We start from the raw sequence: 19,770 nt of genomic DNA, 5'->3' as shown, positions 1-19,770 counted from the left end.
GTAATTTGCTGTGTTGTAACGGAAAACCGTGATATTTATCTTCTGAAACTTCTTCTTTTGTCTTTTTCCTTTTCTCCTTCCTCCCATTTCTTCCTGAAATGACACTTTTATTGAAAAAAAATGCTGTTTATGTAATGTCGATTCAATAATTAATATTTATTTTGCAAAACACATTTAAACATAAACTAAATCATTTTAAGTATATGGGTATGATAAAAAGGGGATTTTGCTCCCGTGGGAGTGTCGTTTTATTTTTTGCTTCCGCTCTTTTTTGCGGACAAGTAACGGGACAAGTCGTTGAGAAGAGAACTTTTATGTCGCAAAAGCCGATTACGGCATTTGACAATACGACTTTCTGTACCGCTTATCTGTCGGACGGAGTCATGTATACAATGCGTGATATTGCTATTACGGAGTTGAGAAACATCGATCGCATTGCTTTCAATCCGACAGGCAGTTCATTGGCTGTATTGCGTCCCAAGAAGCCGATTGCGATCTTTTCTTTCCGTGAAAGGAACAAAAAACTGTTTGAACTGAAAGACAAAAGGAAGGGATTGAAAGAGAAACCGCTGATGCTGGCCATGTGTTACGGAAGTGACGCGCGCAATTTCATTGCTTCCAATTCTTTGGGGGAGATAATCGTTTATGACACCAAAGCCTATTTGCCACAGGCTTACATTAAATGTAGTGCTCCGGCTACGGCGTTAGCATTGAGTTCCAACAATTATTTCATCGCTTCGGCTGTGGGGAAAAATATTGTTATCTGGAATTTCCAGACAAAAGAACAGCGTACTTCCATTCCGATGCCGGCAACGGTTAAGGAGGTTGCCTTTTCGACCGATGCTTCTTTATTGGCTGCAACTACCGATGACAACCGCCTGACGATCATCGATACGAAGAACTGGGAGAAAGTCGATATTTTCGATAAATTGGGTGGAAAGCTGACTTCTCCTTCTTTCCATCCGGAAGGAAAATATGTGAGTGTGGTTCGTGACAATAAGGATATTGTGATTGTGAACTTGAAAAACAGTGTGGTTGAGCAGGAATTGTCGGAGGCACAGCCGGGCGTAGTGGGTACCCGTTTCTTCAAGAACAATCAGAATAGTGAGGTATTCCTGCTCTCCAACCGTCCTTATAAAATGGTGTTCTGGGATGCCAACGGATTGAATCCTTTCTACGGGAAGATCATGAGTAAGGAAGTAGACGCCAAAATGAACGAATGGGTGAAGATGATGCAGGGGGAATCGATGGAAGATTATGCGATCCGTGTAAACGATGAATCCCGTTTGAAACAACAGCAGATGTTTGCACAGGAAGTGGCTACCGAACTTGCCGGAGACCGTATTGCTATCGATAATCCGTTTATCGGCGACTATGACGCTTCAAGCAATATGCTGAATATTGGATTCAAGCAACTGCCTTCTATCGCTCTGGAAGTGCCTGCCGGGGAAGCGGAAGGTTTCGGGGACGCAAAGAACCTGAAATTCGAAAATGCTGTTTATGTGCTGAATGACAAGGATGAGTTTGAACTTGCTTATGTAGAAGTGAAGAACGAAACTACCAATAAGGTATACATCTATGATAATATCGGGCGTACCAAATTGACCGCATTGGAAGCCGATGCAAACTTCGTTCCGCTCGAAATTATGCAGCAGGCTACCCGTGAGGAGGTTCAATTGAAAGAAATCAAGGAACAGGTAGTGGAAGAGAAAAAACAGGATAAGCTGATTACGGACAATACGCAGATCAATGTGAAAACAGAGGTTGTGCCGGGTGTGGATGCCGATGGAAAGAAGATTCTGAATTACAAGGTCGGCTATCAGTATGAAGTTATCAATAAGGAGTTTTCTGCAAAAGAAGATTTTCCTTCCGGTGGATATAACATTGAGAAGTCGAATGCGGCGATGTCTTTGATGAAGATTATTAAGAATGCTTTTGAAGGCGATTTCTCTAAGTACCTTGCCGAAGGGAAGCAAGTGAAGGTGATTATTACCGGTTCGGCCGATGCCAGTCCGATTCGCGGGCGCATTGCCTATGACGGGCGTTATGGTGAATTTACCGACGAACCTTATTACAAGGACGGGAATCTGGACAATATAACGGTTACCAAATCATCGGGTATTACCCAGAATGAACAGTTGGCGTTGCTGCGTGCCGCCGGAGTACACAGCTATATCGAAAAGAATGTAACGACACTGAATAATACAAAGAATGACTACGAATATCATGTGGAAGTGGCCAAAGAACGTGGTGGGGAATTCCGCAAGATCAATGTAGAATTCGTGATTATGGACGCATTCCAACAATAAACAAACAATGAAAAGACTTATTTTACTGACAATCATTCTCACTGCGGGGGCGGTAACAGGCAGGATAGCGGCACAGGATGCCGCTTCTGTTTCCAAACGGGCCAACCAGCAGTATGTGCTTTTTGAAAGCGAGCGCGATAAAGGAACGAACATAACTGCCATGTACGATTATCTGCTGGAGAGTTATGTCAACTTCATAAAAATAGTGGAGGCACCGGATAACGGTCAGTATCTGGAAGGGGCGAAGAATCGTTTGCGCTCCTTGTATCCTTACCTGTTGAATGGTGCAGTGTATTACTCGGAGCAGAAACAACCGGCAAAGGCGTTGGACTTTGCATCGGCTTATATCGATATGCCCCAGTTGGCGATATTCCGTAGTGAGCTGTTGCCTAAGGACAACCGTTATGCTTCGGTGGTATATTATGCGGCCGTTTCGGCTTACAACCTGCAAAAGAACGAGCTGGCCTTGAAGTATTTCCAGGAATACCTGAATACCGGTACGGAAGCGCAGGAAAAAGATTGCTACGTGTATATGAATATGATTTACCAGTCGCAGAAGAAGTATGCCGATCAGGAACGTATTTTGTTGAAAGCCAATGAAAAATATCCTGTGTCATTGGATTTTCTTTATAATCTGGTGAATGTGTACATTGCCACCAACGATATGGAAAAGTTACTGGGAGCCATCGATAGGATTCTCGCCGTGGATCCTAATAATGATAAGGTGTTGCCTATCAAAGCGCGTATTCTCGAACGGCAGGGAAAGAACATAGAGGCACTCGATATTTATAAACGTCTCTATGCGCTTTATCCCAATAATTTTGAATTGATGACGGGAGTGGCCCGTGCCAATTTCAATTGTGCGACGGAAATCGTGAACAACGGTGCCACGATTGCCAACGATACGGAATATGCATTGATCCGCCAGCGTGCATCGGGGTATCTTTTGGATGCAAAAGACTTGTTCCTGAAGATTCTGGAGAAAGAGCCTTCTTCCAAAATGTATATGCAGGGGCTTGCCGGCGTATATCAGTATATGGATATGAAAGCCGAGTATGAAGTATTGAATAAGATTATCGAGGACGGTGCTTCTTACACTTTATTTCCGGATCGGTTGCTTGCATACAATGAGTCTCTGAAGAAGACGGAAAATGTGGCGCAGGAGCAGTCGTCTGTTCCGGTTCCGGTAGATCCGGCTATGCTGGTGATACGTGTGGATAGCTTTATAGATGGCAATAACAATAAGGTGATCGATGCCGGTGAGAGTTTCGCCGTGCAGTTTACCGTTGAAAACCAGGGAAAGGGCGATGCTTATAATATCCGTCTCCGTTTGTCCGAACAGCAGGGATATGACCGGTATTTCGATGGCCCGCGAGAATTGGATGGAGGGAATATTCCTGCCGGAACTTCCAAAGAGTATACTTTTCGATATATCGTGAAGCAGGAAATGCCTACTGCATTGGCCCGAATCAATATCTATGCTTTCGAAGCCAATGGGTTCGATGCCGATCCGTCCGAACTGATTGTGAACACGATGGAGTATTCGATGCCGCGTTTGCGGATTGCCGATCATCAGTTCTTTGCGTCCGAAGGTTCTTCCATCACTATCGGTAAGAATGGAAAACTGACTGTTGCCGTACAGAATTTCGGAACGAAAACGGCACACAATGTAAAACTGAATTTTACTTTACCGAAGAATGTTTATACGACCGACAGCCCCGAAATGACAATCGACAGCATTGCACCGGGAGATGTGGCTACGTTGGATTACGGCTTTCTTGTGAACAAACGCTTTGACGGAGACTCCATAGCCGTGGTACTGGCAGTTACGGAATCTACCCGTTCTTCTGCCATCAACGAGGCTTATAAGGTGAAAGTGGGTGAATACCTCACTGCGGCAAGTACCATGAATCTGAGCGGAAACGTTGTTGCCCGCAGGGCGGTTGCCAAAGATTTCTCGTTGACTTTCAAGAGTGAGTTGATGGAAGATATTCCGGTAGGAGCCGTCAATCGTCACCGGTATGCACTGATTATCGGTAATGAGGATTATAGCATGACCGGTGCCAATGCCGAAATCAATGTGCCTTATGCTGTGAATGATGCGATGGTGTTCCGTGAATATTGTGTACGTACGTTCGGGGTACCCGACAATCAGATAAAGGTAGTTCCTAATGCCACGGCGGGTATGATGCACGAACAGCTTGATTGGTTAGTGAATATGGCAAGTACCGATCCGGAAGCGGAGTTGATATTCTATTATTCCGGTCATGGTAATAATGACGAAGCCACGAAAGAGCCTTATCTGTTGCCGGTGGATATTACCGGTAAGAATATCCGTCTGGGAATTTCACTGACCGAATTGTATAGGGAACTGGCTACTTATCCGGTGAAAGGGGCTTATGTTTTTCTGGATGCCTGTTTCAGTGGCGGCTATAAGAGTGCTGCCCCTTTACTTGCCCAGAAAGGAGTGCGTGTAGTACCGAAGGTCGGATTGCCACAGGGGAAAACGTTGAGTTTCTCTTCAAGTAGCGGCGACCAGACATCCAGCGTTTATCACGATAAGAAGCAGGGGTATTACACCTACTTCCTGATTAAGACCATTAAAGATGCGCGGGGAGATCTCTCAATGAAAGATTTGTTTGAGAGAACGAGCGCAGCCGTGAAAAAGGCAACCGCTATGATCGGTAAAATGCAAGAACCGCAATGCATGGTTTCGCCTACCTGGTTTGGCTGGGAAAGTTTAAGATTGGAAACCCCGGTAGAACCGGCTCCTGTTGCTCCTCAGGGCGAGTAGGGACTGAATAAGGAGTATAAATCCGGATAAATACGGTGCGGTAGGATTATATGCTTTAAGTAGGAAAGGCTGCGAATGATGGAGTACATCGGTCGTAGCCTTTCTTTATGTGGTAATTTCCAAGATACGGTAGCTCACAGGCTTATTATATCGGGTACTTATTTCAATTCGATAATCTCTTCGTTACAGATGGTTAGTTTTTCTACTCCTTCGCTGGTTACCACCCATGAGTTTTCGATTCCTACAGGGCCTATGCCCGGTAATACGATTTTCGGTTCGAGTGCAAATACCATGCCCGGTTCCAATTCCTGCTTCATGCGTGGTGCCAGCACCGGCATTTCATTTATTTCCAACCCGATGCCATGACCGATAAAGCGTGCCTGTTGGCTGATTCCCATGAAATATTCTGCAAATCCCGCTTTTGTAACCATGTCGATAGCCGTATTGTATAAATCTTCGCATACGGTTCCCGGTTTGGCTAACGAAGCGACCTCGTTTTGTATATCCAGACAAACCTGATGTGCTGTGTAAGCTTTTTCATTGAGTTTGCCAATGGAGAAGACACGGCTCATATCGCCCATGTATCCGTTGAAATTCCCTCCTAAATCTACCATTACGCTTTGTCCTTCTTTTAAAAGAGTGTTGTTGACACCGCCGGGTAGAGCAGGATCGAGCCCCTCGCCACCTAAGGCAAAGTCGTATGGGGAGGGAGTGGCGGCATTATCACCGGTCAATACGCTTCCCATGAAAATTTCCATACTCTGGCCGAACACCCGGAAGATACCCAAAGAGCCTTCAAGGCGCATCAAGCGTTCAATTTCGATGGATAGTTCACGGTCGGTCATTCCCGGACGATAAACAGAGGGAATCCGGTCGTATGCTTTGGCGTGTGCAATGCCCGAACGGCGAAACATTTCGATTTCAATGGCTGTCTTGGTGCTGCGTGCCTGACGGATAACCGGGGTTCCATTGACAACTTCTGCATCAGGGAATAAAGCTGCCAGCCGTATGTATTCCGTGTAAGGCAGTTCGTCACCTTCCAACATCAGTTTGGTAGGCATAGGTAATTTTTCTTCCTCCAGAATACCCGGAATCTGTTCCGGTTTACGGACAGAGAAAATATGTTCTCCCGAAATGGTATTCGGGCGCTTTATAAACAGACGGGCGGGAGCGTTAAGCGGCAGGTATAGATATCCGCTGATAACGCGGCCATACGTATAGAGCAGATTTACATTGCAAGTGATCAGTGCGGCATCGATGCCTTGTTGGGCCATAAGCCAGCGAATTTTATCGCGGCGTAATTTTAATTCCGGTTGTAACATTTCAATATTATGTTTTTTGATTTCATGATGCAAAGTTAGGTTATTTTAGTTGAAAATGAAACCTTCGGAAAAAAAAGTACGCTACCTACGTCCTGTCACAGGAGGTAAGCAGCGTAAACCACAAATACAAATACAACTAAACAAAGTTTTTACTATCCGATCAGATGATTCCTTGCCCCATCATTGCGTGGGCCACTTTCATGAATCCTGCAATGTTGGCACCTTTCATATAATTGATATAACCGTTATTTTCAGTACCATATTTTACGCATTGGGTATGGATGTCACTCATGATCTGATGGAGATGTTTGTCCACTTCTTCGGCACTCCAGGAGATATGCATTGCGTTTTGGGTCATTTCCAGACCGGAAGTCGCTACACCGCCTGCATTGACAGCTTTACCCGGGCCATACATGATTTTTGCAGCAAGGAAGGTGTCGATCGCTTCGGGACGGCATCCCATGTTCGATACTTCACCTACGCACATAACTCCGTTGGCAACCAGTTGTTTGGCATCCTCTTCGTTTACTTCGTTCTGAGTAGCGCAAGGCATGGCGATATCCACTTTCTGTTCCCAGGGTTTCTTGCCTGCATAGAATGTGGCATTCGGATATTGTTCTGCATAAGGTGCTACGATATCATTGCCACTGGCACGAAGCTCGAGCATATAATCGATCTTTTCGCCGGAGATGCCATCCGGATCATAAATGTAGCCGTCGGGACCGGAGATGGTAACTACTTTCGCTCCCAATTCCGTTGCTTTTGTTGCCGCTCCCCATGCTACGTTACCAAAACCTGAGATAGCCACTGTCTTGCCTTCGAAACTCGTTCCTTTATCTTTCAACATCTGCTGAACAAAATAGCAGGCGCCAAAACCGGTAGCTTCCGGACGAATGAGCGAACCTCCGAATTCCATGCCTTTACCGGTAAAGGTTCCGGTGTGTTCGCGTGTCAGCTTCTTGTACATACCGAACATATAGCCCACTTCACGGCCTCCTACGCCTATGTCACCGGCAGGTACATCCATGTCCGGCCCTATATGACGCCATAGTTCAAGCATGAAGGCCTGGCAGAAGCGCATAATTTCCGCATCGCTTTTACCACGTGGAGAGAAATCGGAACCACCTTTACCGCCGCCCATCGGAAGGGTAGTCAGTGCATTCTTGAAAGTCTGTTCGAAACCTAAGAATTTCAGAATAGACAGGGTTACTGAAGCATGGAAACGGATACCGCCTTTGTACGGGCCGATCGCATTATTGAATTGTACGCGATAACCTAAATTGGTTTGTACTTCACCTTTGTCGTCTACCCACGTCACGCGGAATGTAAAGATGCGATCCGGTTCTACAAGCCTTTCGATTATTTTGGCTTTTTCAAATTCTGGATGTTGATTGTATATATCTTCAATAGAGAGAAGTACTTCTTTGACTGCCTGGAGGTACTCAGATTCACCGGGATGCTTTGCCTCAAGAGAGGACATAATTTTCTGAATATTCATAATACTATGTTTTAAAAGGTTGATTCTGATAAAATGTCAACTGGTGACACTGCAAATATAGGAAAACTTTTCAATATATGTATATTTTATGAATATATTTTCGCTAAATAATGATAAAATGATAGTTGGGGGTGGGCAGATCAAAGGGATTATGATTAGATAAGAGGAAGGGATTTACGATTAGACGATTTACTATTTACGATTGAAATTACACAAACTCCCATATATCCTTATATTATTACGGAATATAGTAGTTGCTTCAATCGTAAATAGTAAATCGTCTAATCGTAAATCCCTTCCTCTTGTTCTTTTTTAGAATGCGGGTTTCATTTTTAGGTTGTACATGATAAACCCATAGATATCGGCTTGTTCCTCCAATACTTTGGCCATCGGTTTACCTGCCCCGTGTCCGGCTTTACTGTCGATACGGATAATCGTCGGATTGGTGCCGTCATTGCATTCCTGCAAGGTGGCGGCAAATTTGAATGAATGCGCAGGAACCACACGATCGTCATGGTCGGCTGTTGTAACCATGGTCGCCGGATATTTAGTGCCGGGTTTCAGGTTGTGCAACGGGGAGTAACCTTTCAAGTATTCGAACATTTCCTGGCTGTCTTCACTTGTGCCGTAGTCGCTTGCCCAGTTCCAGCCGATTGTGAATTTATGATAACGAAGCATATCCATTACTCCTACCTGCGGGATGGCTACTTTGAACAGGTCGGGACGCTGAGTCATGCACGCACCTACCAGCAGACCGCCGTTCGAACCGCCTACGATGGCAATTTTATCCGGATTGGTGTATTTGTTATTGATAAGATATTCGGCTGCTGATATAAAGTCATTGAATACATTCTGTTTTTGCATTTTGGTACCGGCTATGTGCCATTCCTCGCCGTATTCGCTACCGCCACGCAGATTGACCTGTGCATAGATACCTCCGTTTTCCAGGAACGGGATGCGGGAAGTTGTAAATCCGGGATTGAGACTGATGCCAAAACCGCCATAGCCATAAAGGAATACCGGATTGTTTCCATTTCTTTCCAGGTCTTTCTTATAAGTAAGGAACATCGGAATCATGATACCGTCTTTACTGGGGAAGAATGCTTGTTCCGTTACAAAGTCATCGGAGTTGAATTCTACTTTCGGAGCGCGGTAGAGCTCGTAAGAATTCTTATCCATGTCATATTTATAAATAGTGCCCGGAGTAGTGAAAGAGGTGAATACAAAGAAACATTCTTTGTCGTCTTTCGTGCCGCTAAAACCGACGGAACCTAATGACGGAAGCTTGATTTCGTGCATGTGTTCTCCTTTTTGGCTGTAAACATAAGCATGATTGGAGGCATCCTTGTCATAAGTCAGGAATAGTTTTCCTCCGATGACTTCTGCGCTCGACAGAACAGATTCCATCTCAGGTATGAGTTCTTTCCAGTTTTCAAGTTTCGGATTATTGATATCGGCTACCATAATCCGGTTTTTAGGTGCGCCGTAATTGGTGAATATATAGACATTATTATCGATAACTTCAATCGGAGAATATTGATAATCAAAGTCTGTAGTCAACTGTATAAAAGGAGCATTGGCTTTCTTCAAGTCCTTTATGAACAGATTGTTACCTCTTCCTGCACCGGATTCGTATACAAAGAGAATCCGTTCGTCTTCGCTTGTGCCGGTATAATAGAAACGTTTCGGATATGCCGGATTCTGATAAATCAACTTATCCTCTGTCTGGGGAGTACCTATCTTATGATAATATACCTTATGGTTTTCGTTTACGTTAGAGAATTCTTTGCCTTTTACCGGGGCATCATAGGCGCTATAGTAGAAACCGTCTCCCTGCCAGGCTGCTCCTGTAAACTTTGCCCATTCGATGTGGTCGTCGAGCAACTGGCCGGTAACGGTATCCAGCACGTATATTTCCGTCCAGTCCGACCCGCTGCGTGAAATGGTGTAAGCAGCATATTTTCCATCATGGGAGAAAGAAAGGCCTGTCAATGCTACCGTGCCATCGTCCGATAATTTATTCGGGTCGAGGAATACACGCGGTTCTCCTTCGAGTGAATCCTGCACGTAGAGCACGCTTTGGTTCTGGAGACCGTCATTTTTGTAAAAGTAATACTTACCGTGTTTTTTGAATGGCGCACCTATTTTTTCATAATTAGCGAGGTTGGTCAACCGCTCCAATAACTGTTTTCTGAAAGGAATCTGAGCCAGATATTCGTTGGTTACCTTGTTTTCTGCCTCTACCCAGGCGGCCGTAGCTGCACTCGTATCATTTTCCAGCCAACGATAAGGATCGGCTACTTCCGTTCCGAAATATACGTCTACGGTGTCTACTTTCTCCGCTTTGGGGTAAGTTAACTTCTTTTGTTGAGGTGTACATGACATAACCATGATTCCACTAAGTAATAGGATTGTTTTTTTCATTGTTAATAAGTTGTTTGTATTGACTTAAAATACAAATATAGAGAGAAGTAATGAAATTACCGCCTTTGTTATCTAAAAATTCATTTCTCTTCTCTCTTCATTTGCATTTCACGATAAAAGAAGCGAACTTTGTCTGTCGATTTTTAACCACAGGAAAACCCATGCTCAGTAAATACAAATTAAACCAGCTTTATTTCAAAGATACGCAGTTTGCCAATCTGATGACGCGGCGTATATTCAATGTTTTGTTGATTGCTAATCCGTACGACGCATTTATGCTTGAGGATGACGGGCGCATCGATGAAAAGATCTTCAATGAATATACCTCTCTTTCCCTTCGTTATCCCCCTCGCTTTTCGCAGGTTTCTACAGAAGAAGAGGCATTGGCGCTGCTTGAGAACATGACGTTCGATCTCGTTATCTGTATGCCGAGCACGGGTGATAATGACAGTTTTGACATCGGGCGGCATATCAAGAGCTTGTACGAGCATATTCCTATCGTGATTCTTACCCCGTTCAGTCATGGCATTACGGCGCGTATTGCCGATGAGGATCTGAGTGCGTTCGACTATGTGTTCTGCTGGCTGGGCAATACGGATTTGCTGGTGTCCATCATCAAGTTGATAGAAGATAAAATGAATCTGGAGCATGATGTGGCGGAAGTGGGAGTGCAGTTGATCCTGTTGGTTGAAGACGGCATCCGTTTTTACTCTTCTGTGCTTCCCAATCTGTATAAATTCGTTTTGAAGCAAAGCCAGGAGTTTTCTACGGAGGCTTTGAATGCCCACCAACGGACGTTGCGTATGCGTGGGCGTCCTAAAATAGTGCTGGCGCGTACCTATGACGAGGCTATCACGATATATGAGAAATATAAGAATAATATACTGGGAGTAATCACCGATGTTCGTTTTCCTCGTGTGGAGCGTGGCGAGAAAGACGGGCTGGCCGGTATTAAACTTTGTGCTGCTATCCGGAGGGAAGACCCGTTTGTGCCTCTTATCATCCAGTCGTCCGAGTCGGAAAATGCTTTGTATGCCGCGAAGTATGGTGCCAGCTTTATCGATAAGAACTCCAAAAAGATGGACGTGGATTTGCGTCGCATTGTATCCGATAATTTCGGTTTCGGCGATTTTGTTTTCCGTAATCCGGAGACAGGGGAGGAGATTGCCCGTGTGCGGAATCTGAAAGAGTTACAGAATATTCTGTTTGCCGTGCCTGCCGAATCGTTTTTGTATCATATTTCCCGCAATCATGTATCCCGTTGGCTGTATTCGCGCGCCATGTTCCCGGTTGCCGAATTTCTTAAACCGATCACTTGGAACAGTCTTCAGGATGTGGACGCTCACCGGCGGATCATCTTTGAAGCCATTGTGAAATACCGCAAGATGAAGAATCAGGGAGTGGTTGCCGTTTTCAAGCGCGACCGTTTTGACCGTTATTCCAATTTTGCCCGTATCGGTGATGGCTCTTTGGGTGGAAAAGGCCGTGGTCTGGCTTTCATTGACAATATGGTGAAGCGGCATCCGGAATTTGAGGAGTTTGAGAATGCCCGTGTCGCCATTCCGAAGACAGTGGTGCTCTGTACCGATGTCTTTGACGAGTTTATGGATAGCAACAATCTGTATCAGGTAGCTCTTTCGGATGCCGATGATGATGTCATTCTTCGCTATTTTCTGAAAGCGAAGCTGCCCGACCGTCTGGTAGAGGATTTCTTCACGTTCTTCGATGTGGTGAAGTCGCCCATTGCCATTCGTTCGTCTTCGCTTCTTGAAGATTCTCACTACCAGCCGTTTGCCGGTATTTATAATACTTATATGATTCCTTATCTGGATGATAAATATGAGATGCTCCGGATGCTTTCCGATGCAATCAAAGGAGTATATGCTTCAGTTTATTTCAAGGATAGCAAGGCATATATGCAGGCAACGTCCAATGTGATCGATCAGGAAAAGATGGCCGTTATTCTGCAAGAAGTAGTCGGCAATCAATATGGTGACCGTTATTATCCGTCCATGTCGGGTGTAGCCCGTTCGCTTAATTACTACCCTCTCGGAGACGAAAAGGCGGAAGAGGGTACGGTGAATCTGGCTCTCGGTCTCGGAAAGTATATTGTGGACGGAGGAATGACGCTTCGTTTCTCTCCCTATCATCCCAATCAGGTGTTGCAGACCAGTGAGATGGAGATTGCCCTGAAAGAGACACAGACCCGCTTCTATGCGTTGGATTTAAAGAATGCCGGTGAAGATTTTTCCATTGACGACGGATTTAATCTGCTGAAACTTCACGTCAAAGAGGCGGAAAAAGACGGTTCGTTGCGTTATCTTGCTTCTACTTATGATCCTTATGACCAGATCATCCGGGACGGACTTTATCCGGGTGGGCGTAAGGTGATTACTTTTGCCAATATCTTGCAACACGACGTGTTCCCATTGGCGCGTATCCTGCAATTGGTTCTGAAGTATGGCGAACGTGAGATGCGCCGTCCTGTGGAGATTGAATTTGCAGCGACCATGAGCCGTGAGCAGGATAAGACCGGTACTTTTTATCTTTTACAGATACGCCCGATCGTCGATACGAAGGAGATGCTGGATGAGGATCTCACAGCCATTCCGGACGAAGATGTCATTCTGCGTTCCAACAATTCTTTGGGACATGGCATTATGAATGAGGTGTATGATATTGTTTATGTCAAAACCGATGGGTACAGTGCTTCTAATAACCAGACCATTGCTTGGGAAATAGAAAAAATGAATCAGCAGTTCCTTAATGAAGGAAAGAATTATGTGCTGGTTGGTCCCGGAAGGTGGGGAAGCAGTGATACCTGGTTGGGTATTCCTGTCAAGTGGCCGCATATCTCAGCAGCTCGTGTTATCGTTGAGGCCGGATTGACCAATTACCGGGTAGATCCGAGTCAAGGTACTCATTTCTTCCAGAACCTGACTTCGTTTGGAGTGGGATATTTCACCATCAATGCTTTTATGAATGATGGAGTTTATAATCAGGACTTCCTGAACGCACAGCCGGCCATTGAAGAAACAAAGTTCTTGCGGCATGTGCGTTTTGAAAAGCCGATAGTGGTAAAAATGGATGGTAAGAAGAAACAAGGAGTGGTGATGATGCCGGAAATGTGAATTACTCCGTTAACCAACGGTTGAGGTTACGTTTCTCGGCACTGAACTCTACTCCTATCTTTATGAGTTTACGTCCGTCTGCCTGATAAGGAATCAAGTATCCTTTATCGTCTATTTGCTGTAAGGCTTCTTCGGCTGTACCATTAAGTTTGAACTCAAAAACATAGATGTATTGGAGGGTCCTCACTACAGCATCCGCCCGCCCGCGACTGCTGCGTACTTCGACATCTGTGAACTGCCCCATGAGTTTGAAGACGAGATAGAATACTACCTGATAATGGCGTTCGGTCTTCGTGTTAAGCTCATAAGGGAAGTCTGCAAAAAAGGCTTCCATGCGGTTTAGAAAAGCTTCGACGTCGCCTGTTTCCAACTCATGGACAAACTTGCCTATGTAAAAAGCCGTGTCCCTCTCGGAGACAGGTGTATAAAAAGGAGCGGCAAAATTGAGAAAGCCGTATTCCACCTCTTCATTCGGAAATCCGAGCGTGTATATGCGGAAGCGTTCATCAAATTTCTTGATAGTCAGGTAACCGCTTTGATAAACCATGGGGATGGGATTGTGTATATCCGCCCGATCGTCACTGAGCGATGCGGCAGAGACTTCGATACCATCGAGTTCCCGTAGGTCGTAGTCTGTTTTCTTCAACATTTCCACCAGGAAAGTGGGCGTACCACTGGCAAACCAATAACTGCCGAAGCTGAGTTTGGAAAGGGCGCTGAGCACACTGAACGGGTTGTACATCGGAGTGAATTCTTCATCGTGGGTGAAGCGGTATCCGTCGTACATCTGCGTCATTTTCTCCATAACTCCGGGATGGTCTGTCTTATTCTTTTCTGTCATTTGCAGAAGTTCGGGAGCAAAGGTCGCTTCTATTTCCGAGCGGGTCATCCCGCAAAGGGTATTGTAGGCAGAGTCAAAACTGATGTCATTCAACTGGTTAAGGTTGCTGAAGATTCCCATTTGAGCAAACTTAGTTACCCCGGTGATAAAAACAAATTGTAGCCAGGGATCGGCACTTTTCAACACAGAGTAGAAAGCTGTGAGCGTTTCACGGAAGTCGGCTTGTAACGCTTCGTCGTGAAAGGAGCGTAGCAGGGGTTTGTCATATTCGTCGATGAGCACTACCACGCGGCGTCCTGTCTGTTCATAGGCGTTGCGGATAACATTCATAAAACGAATGGAATAACTGGGATTGGCACTGGTAATGCCATAGCGGGCTTCCCAATGTTTTAATTGGCTAACGAGTAAGTTCTCCAACTTTTCGCGGCTATCATACTTCTCGGCATTGAGGTCGAGATGCAGTACCGGATACTTGAACCAATCTTGTTCCAATTGTTCAATAGCAAGCCCTTTGAAAAGTTCTTTTTTCCCCTCGAAATAAGCTTCGAAAGTAGAGAGCAGCAGGCTTTTACCGAAACGACGCGGACGGCTTAGAAAACAGGGATTTCCTGCTTTTATCAATCGATAGGCTAACGCAGTTTTATCTACATAAAGAAATCCTTCACTGCGTAATTTCTCAAAGCTCTGTATTCCTATCGGGAGTTTTCGGAGCGGACTGTAGGGAATGATGGTTGTACTCATACTGCTCATTTGATTTTGTCAAATGCAAATATACGAAAAAAAGACAGATACAACGAAGGATAGCTTTGATGAAAATAAATTTCGGACTTGTTGGAGGAGGCTTCATCCGTTAGATAAGATACGGATATCTTTCTGAGCATTTTATTGCATTATTCACATGAAATTTCCCCCCCCTCATCTCCTTCACCTTTCTTGCTTAATCGCCTTATTCATCGGAAATAGAGGGTGAAGGCCCGCTCCAGTTCTCCCGTCCTCATACAAATGTCTCTTAAGCACCGGGCATACAGTTCGTAAGCAATATGCATACGGATGTTGAGCACCAAGCATACGGATGACGGGCACGGTACTTGGCAATACAGGGTGGGTCTTCACCCTGTATTGCCGATGAATAAGGCGATTAAGCAAAAAAGGTGAAGGGAGTGAAGGGGTAAAAATATGCGGAATAGGCAGTCTGAAGAATAAAAAAACGTTTACTGGAGAAAAAGATGCTACATCTTTTTTTTAACATCAAGAGCTTTTTTAAAAACCTGTACATCTTTCTATTGTAGTCTGCTACGTCTTTTTTTGAAAGATGCTATATTTTTCAAAAAAGATGCTACGTCTTTTCATGGGCAGGTGAAATAAAGAAAAGCCGTCTCCAATTTCGGAAACAGCTTTTCTGTTATAAATGACTATAGCTTTTGAAAAACGGGCTTGCTGATTATAATATACCCTGAGCCATCATAGCTTTGGCTACTTTCATAAATCCGGCAACGTTGGCGCCTTTCACATAGTTCACATAGCCGTCGGCTTCAGTACCATATTGTACGCAGGCTTCGTGGATGTTCTTCATGATGCTCTTCAATTTTTCGTCTACCTCTTCAGAGCTCCAACTCAGTTTGATAGAGTTCTGGGTCATTTCCAGACCGGATACGGATACACCACCGGCATTGGCTGCTTTACCCGGAGCATACAGGATTTTTGCATCTTGGAATACTTTGATGGCTTCCGGAGTAGAAGGCATGTTTGCACCTTCGGATACGGCCATTACACCATTGGCAACCAATTTGCGGGCATCGTCACCATTGATTTCGTTCTGAGTGGCAGAAGGCAAAGCGATGTCACCTTTTTCACCCCAAGGACGGGCTCCTTCTACATATTTACAACCGTAAGTTTCTGCATATTCGCGGATACGGCCACGGTAGAGGTTTTTCAATTCCATGATGTAGTCCAGTTTTGCGCGGTCGATACCGTCCGGATCATAGATGTAACCGTCTGAATCGGACATGGTAACTACTTTACCACCCAACTCCAGTACTTTTTCTGCTGTATATTGAGCCACATTACCGGAACCGGAAATCAGACAAACTTTACCTTTCAAGTCAGCACCTTTTCTCTTCAGCATTTCCATCAAGAAGTAGATGTTACCGTAACCGGTAGCTTCCGGACGAATCAGTGAACCACCGAATTCACGGCCTTTTCCTGTGAATGTTCCTGTAAATTCGTGAGTCAGTTTTTTGTACATACCGAACATGAAACCTACTTCACGGCCACCTACACCGATATCGCCTGCCGGTACGTCGGTCTCAGGACCGATATGGCGCCACAACTCTAACATGAATGCCTGTACGAAACGCATTACCTCTGCGTTTGACTTGCCACGTGGAGAAAAGTCGGAACCGCCTTTGCCACCACCCATCGGCAGTGTAGTCAGTGAATTCTTGAATGTTTGCTCAAAGGCAAGGAATTTAAGGATACTGAGGTTTACAGAAGCATGGAAACGGATACCGCCTTTGTACGGGCCGATAGCGTTGTTGTGCTGAACGCGGTAACCCATGTTAGTCTGTACGTTACCTTTGTCGTCTACCCAAGTTACACGGAACTGATATACTCTGTCTGGAATGCAAAGACGTTCTATCAGATTGGCTTTGTCGAATTCAGGGTGTTTGTTGTATTCTTCTTCAATGGTAGAAAGTACTTCCTCTACTGCCTGATGATACTCCGGTTCATTGGGGAACCTTCTCTTTAAATCTTCTAATACCTTAGCTGCATTCATAATTGTTTTCTTTTATAAGTTGAGTTTATAAGTTTGCGAATATTGTTCTCTCTTGCGGTTGCAAAAGTAAATATAAAAAATGAACTTGCAAACATTTTATAAAGAAAAACGGGATAAAATATCAAAAATGATATTTTATCCCGCAAAAATAGAATAAAAAGATATTATTTATTCTTTTTAAGTGATTTGTAAACGGGAATGAATACTAATGCTGCCGAAATGATAAGCATTACTATTGTTGGGCCGTCAATACGTTCGGCATATACCAATACTATATAGCAAAGCGCCACCCAAAGCAGGATGATGCAAACTATTTGTGATCTGGATAGCGGACGTTTCATTTACCTGCTTTTTTCTTGTCTACAATCGCGTCGATAACAGCTACTGCCGTAATGTTTACGATGTCGCGCACGGAGCTTTCGATGTCGGTAAAGTGAATCGGTTTGTTCAGTCCCATCTGTATCGGGCCGATGAATTCCGTATCCGGATCCATCGCCTGCAATAACTGATATCCTGCATTGGCAGAACTCAGGTTCGGGAATACCAACGTATTGACATCTTTGCCGTAGAGACGTGTAAACGGATATTTAGAGTCACGAAGTGTACGGTTCATGGCAAAGTTCACCTGCATTTCACCGTCAATGGCCAATTCCGGGTATTCTTTCTGCATGTATGCTACTGCTTCATGTACTTTAAGCGGGCTACCTGCCTGATCGGAACCGAAATTGGAGTAACTCAACATGGCAATCGCCGGTGTATGGTTGAAGAACCGGACAGTCTGGTCTGCTAATTTGGCTATATCTATTAAAGTGGAAGCATCCGGATGCCGGTTGATCAAAGTATCTGCCAGGAAGTAAGTTCCTTTTTTGGAATTCAGGATGTGCATGGTCCCGAAATGATTGTATTCCGGGCGGATGCCGATCACCTCTTTGGCTACTTTGATGGTATTGCTGTATTTGGTATACAATCCGGTGATGAATGCGTCGGCATCTCCGGTTTCCACCATCATCATACCGAAGTAGTTACGTTCGAACATTTTGTCATTGGCTTCATCGTAGGTGGCTCCTTCGCGGGCACGTTTCTGTGAAAGGATCTGTGCGTAACGTTCGCGGCGTTCTGCTTCGCGGTCATGGCGCAGATTGACGATTTCGATACCTTCCAGACTCAGGTCGAGTTCTTTTGCCAGTTTCTCGATACGTTCTTCGTTACCTAATATAATAGGATGGCAGATACCCTCCGCTTTTGCTTCTACGGCAGCTTTCAGCATGTTCGGGTGACCGCCTTCGGCAAATACGACACGTTGCGGGTGGCGGCGTGCCGTGTCATAGAGTTGGCGGGTAAGCTGGGATTCTTGTCCCATGAGTTCGCGGAGATGTGTTTTGTATCCATCCCAGTCTTCGATATTCTTACGGGCTACGCCGCTTTCCATAGCAGCACGGGCTACGGCGATGGAAACTTCCGTTATCAGACGTGGATCTACCGGTTTCGGTATGAAGTATTCCGGGCCGAACGTGAAATTGTTTACATGATAAGCTTCATTTACCACATCGGGTACAGGCTGCTTGGCCAGATTGGCAATTGCGTGTACGGCAGCTATTTTCATCTCTTCGTTGATCGCTTTTGCCTGCGTATCCAGAGCACCACGGAAGATATACGGGAAACCGATTACGTTGTTAATCTGATTCGGATAATCGGAACGTCCGGTTGCCATCAGCACGTCCGGACGGGCGGACATGGCATCTTCATAAGAGATTTCCGGTGTCGGATTGGCCAGGGCGAATACGATAGGAGAAGGAGCCATACTGCGTACCATGTCTTGCGACAGCACGTTGCCTTTAGACAGGCCTAAGAAAACGTCTGCTCCCTTGATGGCTTCTGCTAAGGTATGGATATCCGTACGGTCGGTGGCGAAATAACGCTTTTGTTCGTTCAGATCGGTACGCGCTTTGCTGATTACGCCTTTACTGTCCAGCATGACAATGTTTTCAAGGCGTGCGCCGAGTGATACGTATAGTTTGGTACACGATACGGCAGAGGCGCCGGCACCGTTTACTACGATTTTTACATCTTCAATTTTTTTACCGGCCACTTGCAAGGCATTTACCAGTCCGGCACTCGAGATGATGGCCGTTCCGTGTTGGTCATCGTGCATTACGGGAATGTCGAGTTCCTCTTTCAGGCGGCGTTCTATTTCGAAACATTCCGGAGCTTTGATATCTTCGAGGTTGATACCTCCGAAAGTCGGTGCAATGGCTTTGACAGCCTCGATAAATTTATCCGGGTCTTTTTCATCGACTTCGATGTCGAATACATCGATACCGGCATAGATTTTAAACAGAAGGCCTTTTCCTTCCATTACCGGTTTGCCGCTCAGTGCACCTATATCTCCCAAACCAAGGACGGCTGTTCCATTGGAGATAACAGCTACCAGATTGCCTTTGGCTGTATATTTATAAGCATCCTGCGGGTTCTTTTCAATTTCAAGACATGGTTCGGCCACACCGGGCGAGTAAGCAAGCGATAAGTCGGTTTGTGTACTGTAGGGTTTGGTTGGAACTACTTCAATTTTACCGGGTTTGCCCTGTGAGTGATAGAGCAAAGCGGCTTCTTTCGTTATTTTTGCCATGATAGTGCGTTTTAATAAAAGTTATCATTTGTCTGCAAATGTAGGAATA

Annotated in this window: 10 protein-coding genes; 3 read left to right on the top strand and 7 right to left on the bottom strand. The window is 45.1% G+C overall.

Annotated features, from left to right (window positions below; genetic code table 11):
* Positions 1–203 precede the first annotated feature (203 nt).
* Both RB604_RS20460 and RB604_RS20455 read left to right on the top strand, forming a co-directional pair.
* Positions 204–2,309, top strand: a complete 2,106-nt coding sequence (locus tag RB604_RS20460) for a WD40 repeat domain-containing protein (protein ID WP_005933253.1) — start codon at positions 204–206, stop codon at positions 2,307–2,309.
* Positions 2,310–2,316: 7 nt separating this feature from the next.
* Positions 2,317–5,103: a caspase family protein gene (locus RB604_RS20455; RefSeq protein WP_021935700.1), complete on the top strand. Its 2,787-nt coding sequence runs from the start codon at positions 2,317–2,319 to the stop codon at positions 5,101–5,103.
* A 158-nt stretch (positions 5,104–5,261) separates the two neighbouring features.
* Here RB604_RS20455 and RB604_RS20450 read toward each other — a convergent pair whose 3' ends face one another.
* The 3 genes from RB604_RS20450 to RB604_RS20440 all read right to left on the bottom strand — a co-directional run bounded on the left by RB604_RS20450 (position 5,262) and on the right by RB604_RS20440 (position 10,347).
* Positions 5,262–6,425, bottom strand: a complete 1,164-nt coding sequence (locus RB604_RS20450) for a M24 family metallopeptidase (protein WP_055294867.1) — start codon at positions 6,423–6,425, stop codon at positions 5,262–5,264.
* 160 nt (positions 6,426–6,585) lie between these two features.
* On the bottom strand, positions 6,586–7,923 hold the full coding sequence (gene gdhA / locus RB604_RS20445) for an NADP-specific glutamate dehydrogenase (protein WP_005933243.1): 1,338 nt from the start codon (positions 7,921–7,923) through the stop codon (positions 6,586–6,588).
* Between the two features lie 312 nt (positions 7,924–8,235).
* On the bottom strand, positions 8,236–10,347 hold the full coding sequence (locus tag RB604_RS20440; protein WP_055294869.1) for a prolyl oligopeptidase family serine peptidase: 2,112 nt from the start codon (positions 10,345–10,347) through the stop codon (positions 8,236–8,238).
* Between the two features lie 161 nt (positions 10,348–10,508).
* On the opposite strand from RB604_RS20440, the gene RB604_RS20435 reads away from it, so the two are divergent.
* Complete coding sequence (locus RB604_RS20435; protein ID WP_007482426.1) at positions 10,509–13,478, top strand: PEP/pyruvate-binding domain-containing protein; 2,970 nt, start codon at positions 10,509–10,511, stop codon at positions 13,476–13,478.
* Position 13,479: 1 nt separating this feature from the next.
* Here the strand turns inward: RB604_RS20435 and RB604_RS20430 are convergent, their stop codons facing one another.
* The 4 genes from RB604_RS20430 to RB604_RS20415 form a co-directional block, all read right to left on the bottom strand.
* The gene (locus RB604_RS20430; RefSeq protein ID WP_007482428.1) at positions 13,480–15,060 is read right to left on the bottom strand and encodes a PD-(D/E)XK nuclease domain-containing ATP-binding protein; all 1,581 of its coding nucleotides are present in this window, start codon (positions 15,058–15,060) and stop codon (positions 13,480–13,482) included.
* A 700-nt stretch (positions 15,061–15,760) separates the two neighbouring features.
* Positions 15,761–17,095, bottom strand: a complete 1,335-nt coding sequence (locus RB604_RS20425) for an NADP-specific glutamate dehydrogenase (RefSeq protein WP_005933232.1) — start codon at positions 17,093–17,095, stop codon at positions 15,761–15,763.
* A gap of 164 nt (positions 17,096–17,259) precedes the next feature.
* Entirely contained in the window at positions 17,260–17,436 is a 177-nt protein-coding gene (locus tag RB604_RS20420) for a hypothetical protein (protein ID WP_005933230.1), read from the bottom strand.
* Positions 17,433–19,721, bottom strand: a complete 2,289-nt coding sequence (locus RB604_RS20415; RefSeq protein ID WP_005933229.1) for an NADP-dependent malic enzyme — start codon at positions 19,719–19,721, stop codon at positions 17,433–17,435. The genes RB604_RS20420 and RB604_RS20415 overlap by 4 nt, the downstream gene beginning before the upstream one ends.
* Between the last annotated feature and the right edge of the window lie 49 nt (positions 19,722–19,770).

Origin of the sequence: Bacteroides salyersiae, assembly GCF_031172035.1 — a bacterium.
In the GTDB taxonomy this organism is placed as follows: Bacteria; Bacteroidota; Bacteroidia; order Bacteroidales; family Bacteroidaceae; genus Bacteroides; species Bacteroides salyersiae.
The sequence above is the reverse complement of the archived record's forward strand: the minus strand, read 5'-3'. Positions and strand labels throughout refer to the sequence as shown.

Coding starts and splice junctions, on each gene's coding strand:
- RB604_RS20450 (WP_055294867.1), bottom strand. CDS start 6,425: ATGTTACAACCGGAATTAAAATTACGCCGCGATAAAATTCGCTGGCTT.
- RB604_RS20460 (WP_005933253.1), top strand. CDS start 204: ATGGGTATGATAAAAAGGGGATTTTGCTCCCGTGGGAGTGTCGTTTTA.
- RB604_RS20455 (WP_021935700.1), top strand. CDS start 2,317: ATGAAAAGACTTATTTTACTGACAATCATTCTCACTGCGGGGGCGGTA.
- RB604_RS20425 (WP_005933232.1), bottom strand. CDS start 17,095: ATGAATGCAGCTAAGGTATTAGAAGATTTAAAGAGAAGGTTCCCCAAT.
- RB604_RS20420 (WP_005933230.1), bottom strand. CDS start 17,436: ATGAAACGTCCGCTATCCAGATCACAAATAGTTTGCATCATCCTGCTT.
- RB604_RS20435 (WP_007482426.1), top strand. CDS start 10,509: ATGCTCAGTAAATACAAATTAAACCAGCTTTATTTCAAAGATACGCAG.
- RB604_RS20430 (WP_007482428.1), bottom strand. CDS start 15,060: ATGAGTACAACCATCATTCCCTACAGTCCGCTCCGAAAACTCCCGATA.
- RB604_RS20440 (WP_055294869.1), bottom strand. CDS start 10,347: ATGAAAAAAACAATCCTATTACTTAGTGGAATCATGGTTATGTCATGT.
- RB604_RS20415 (WP_005933229.1), bottom strand. CDS start 19,721: ATGGCAAAAATAACGAAAGAAGCCGCTTTGCTCTATCACTCACAGGGC.
- gdhA (WP_005933243.1), bottom strand. CDS start 7,923: ATGAATATTCAGAAAATTATGTCCTCTCTTGAGGCAAAGCATCCCGGT.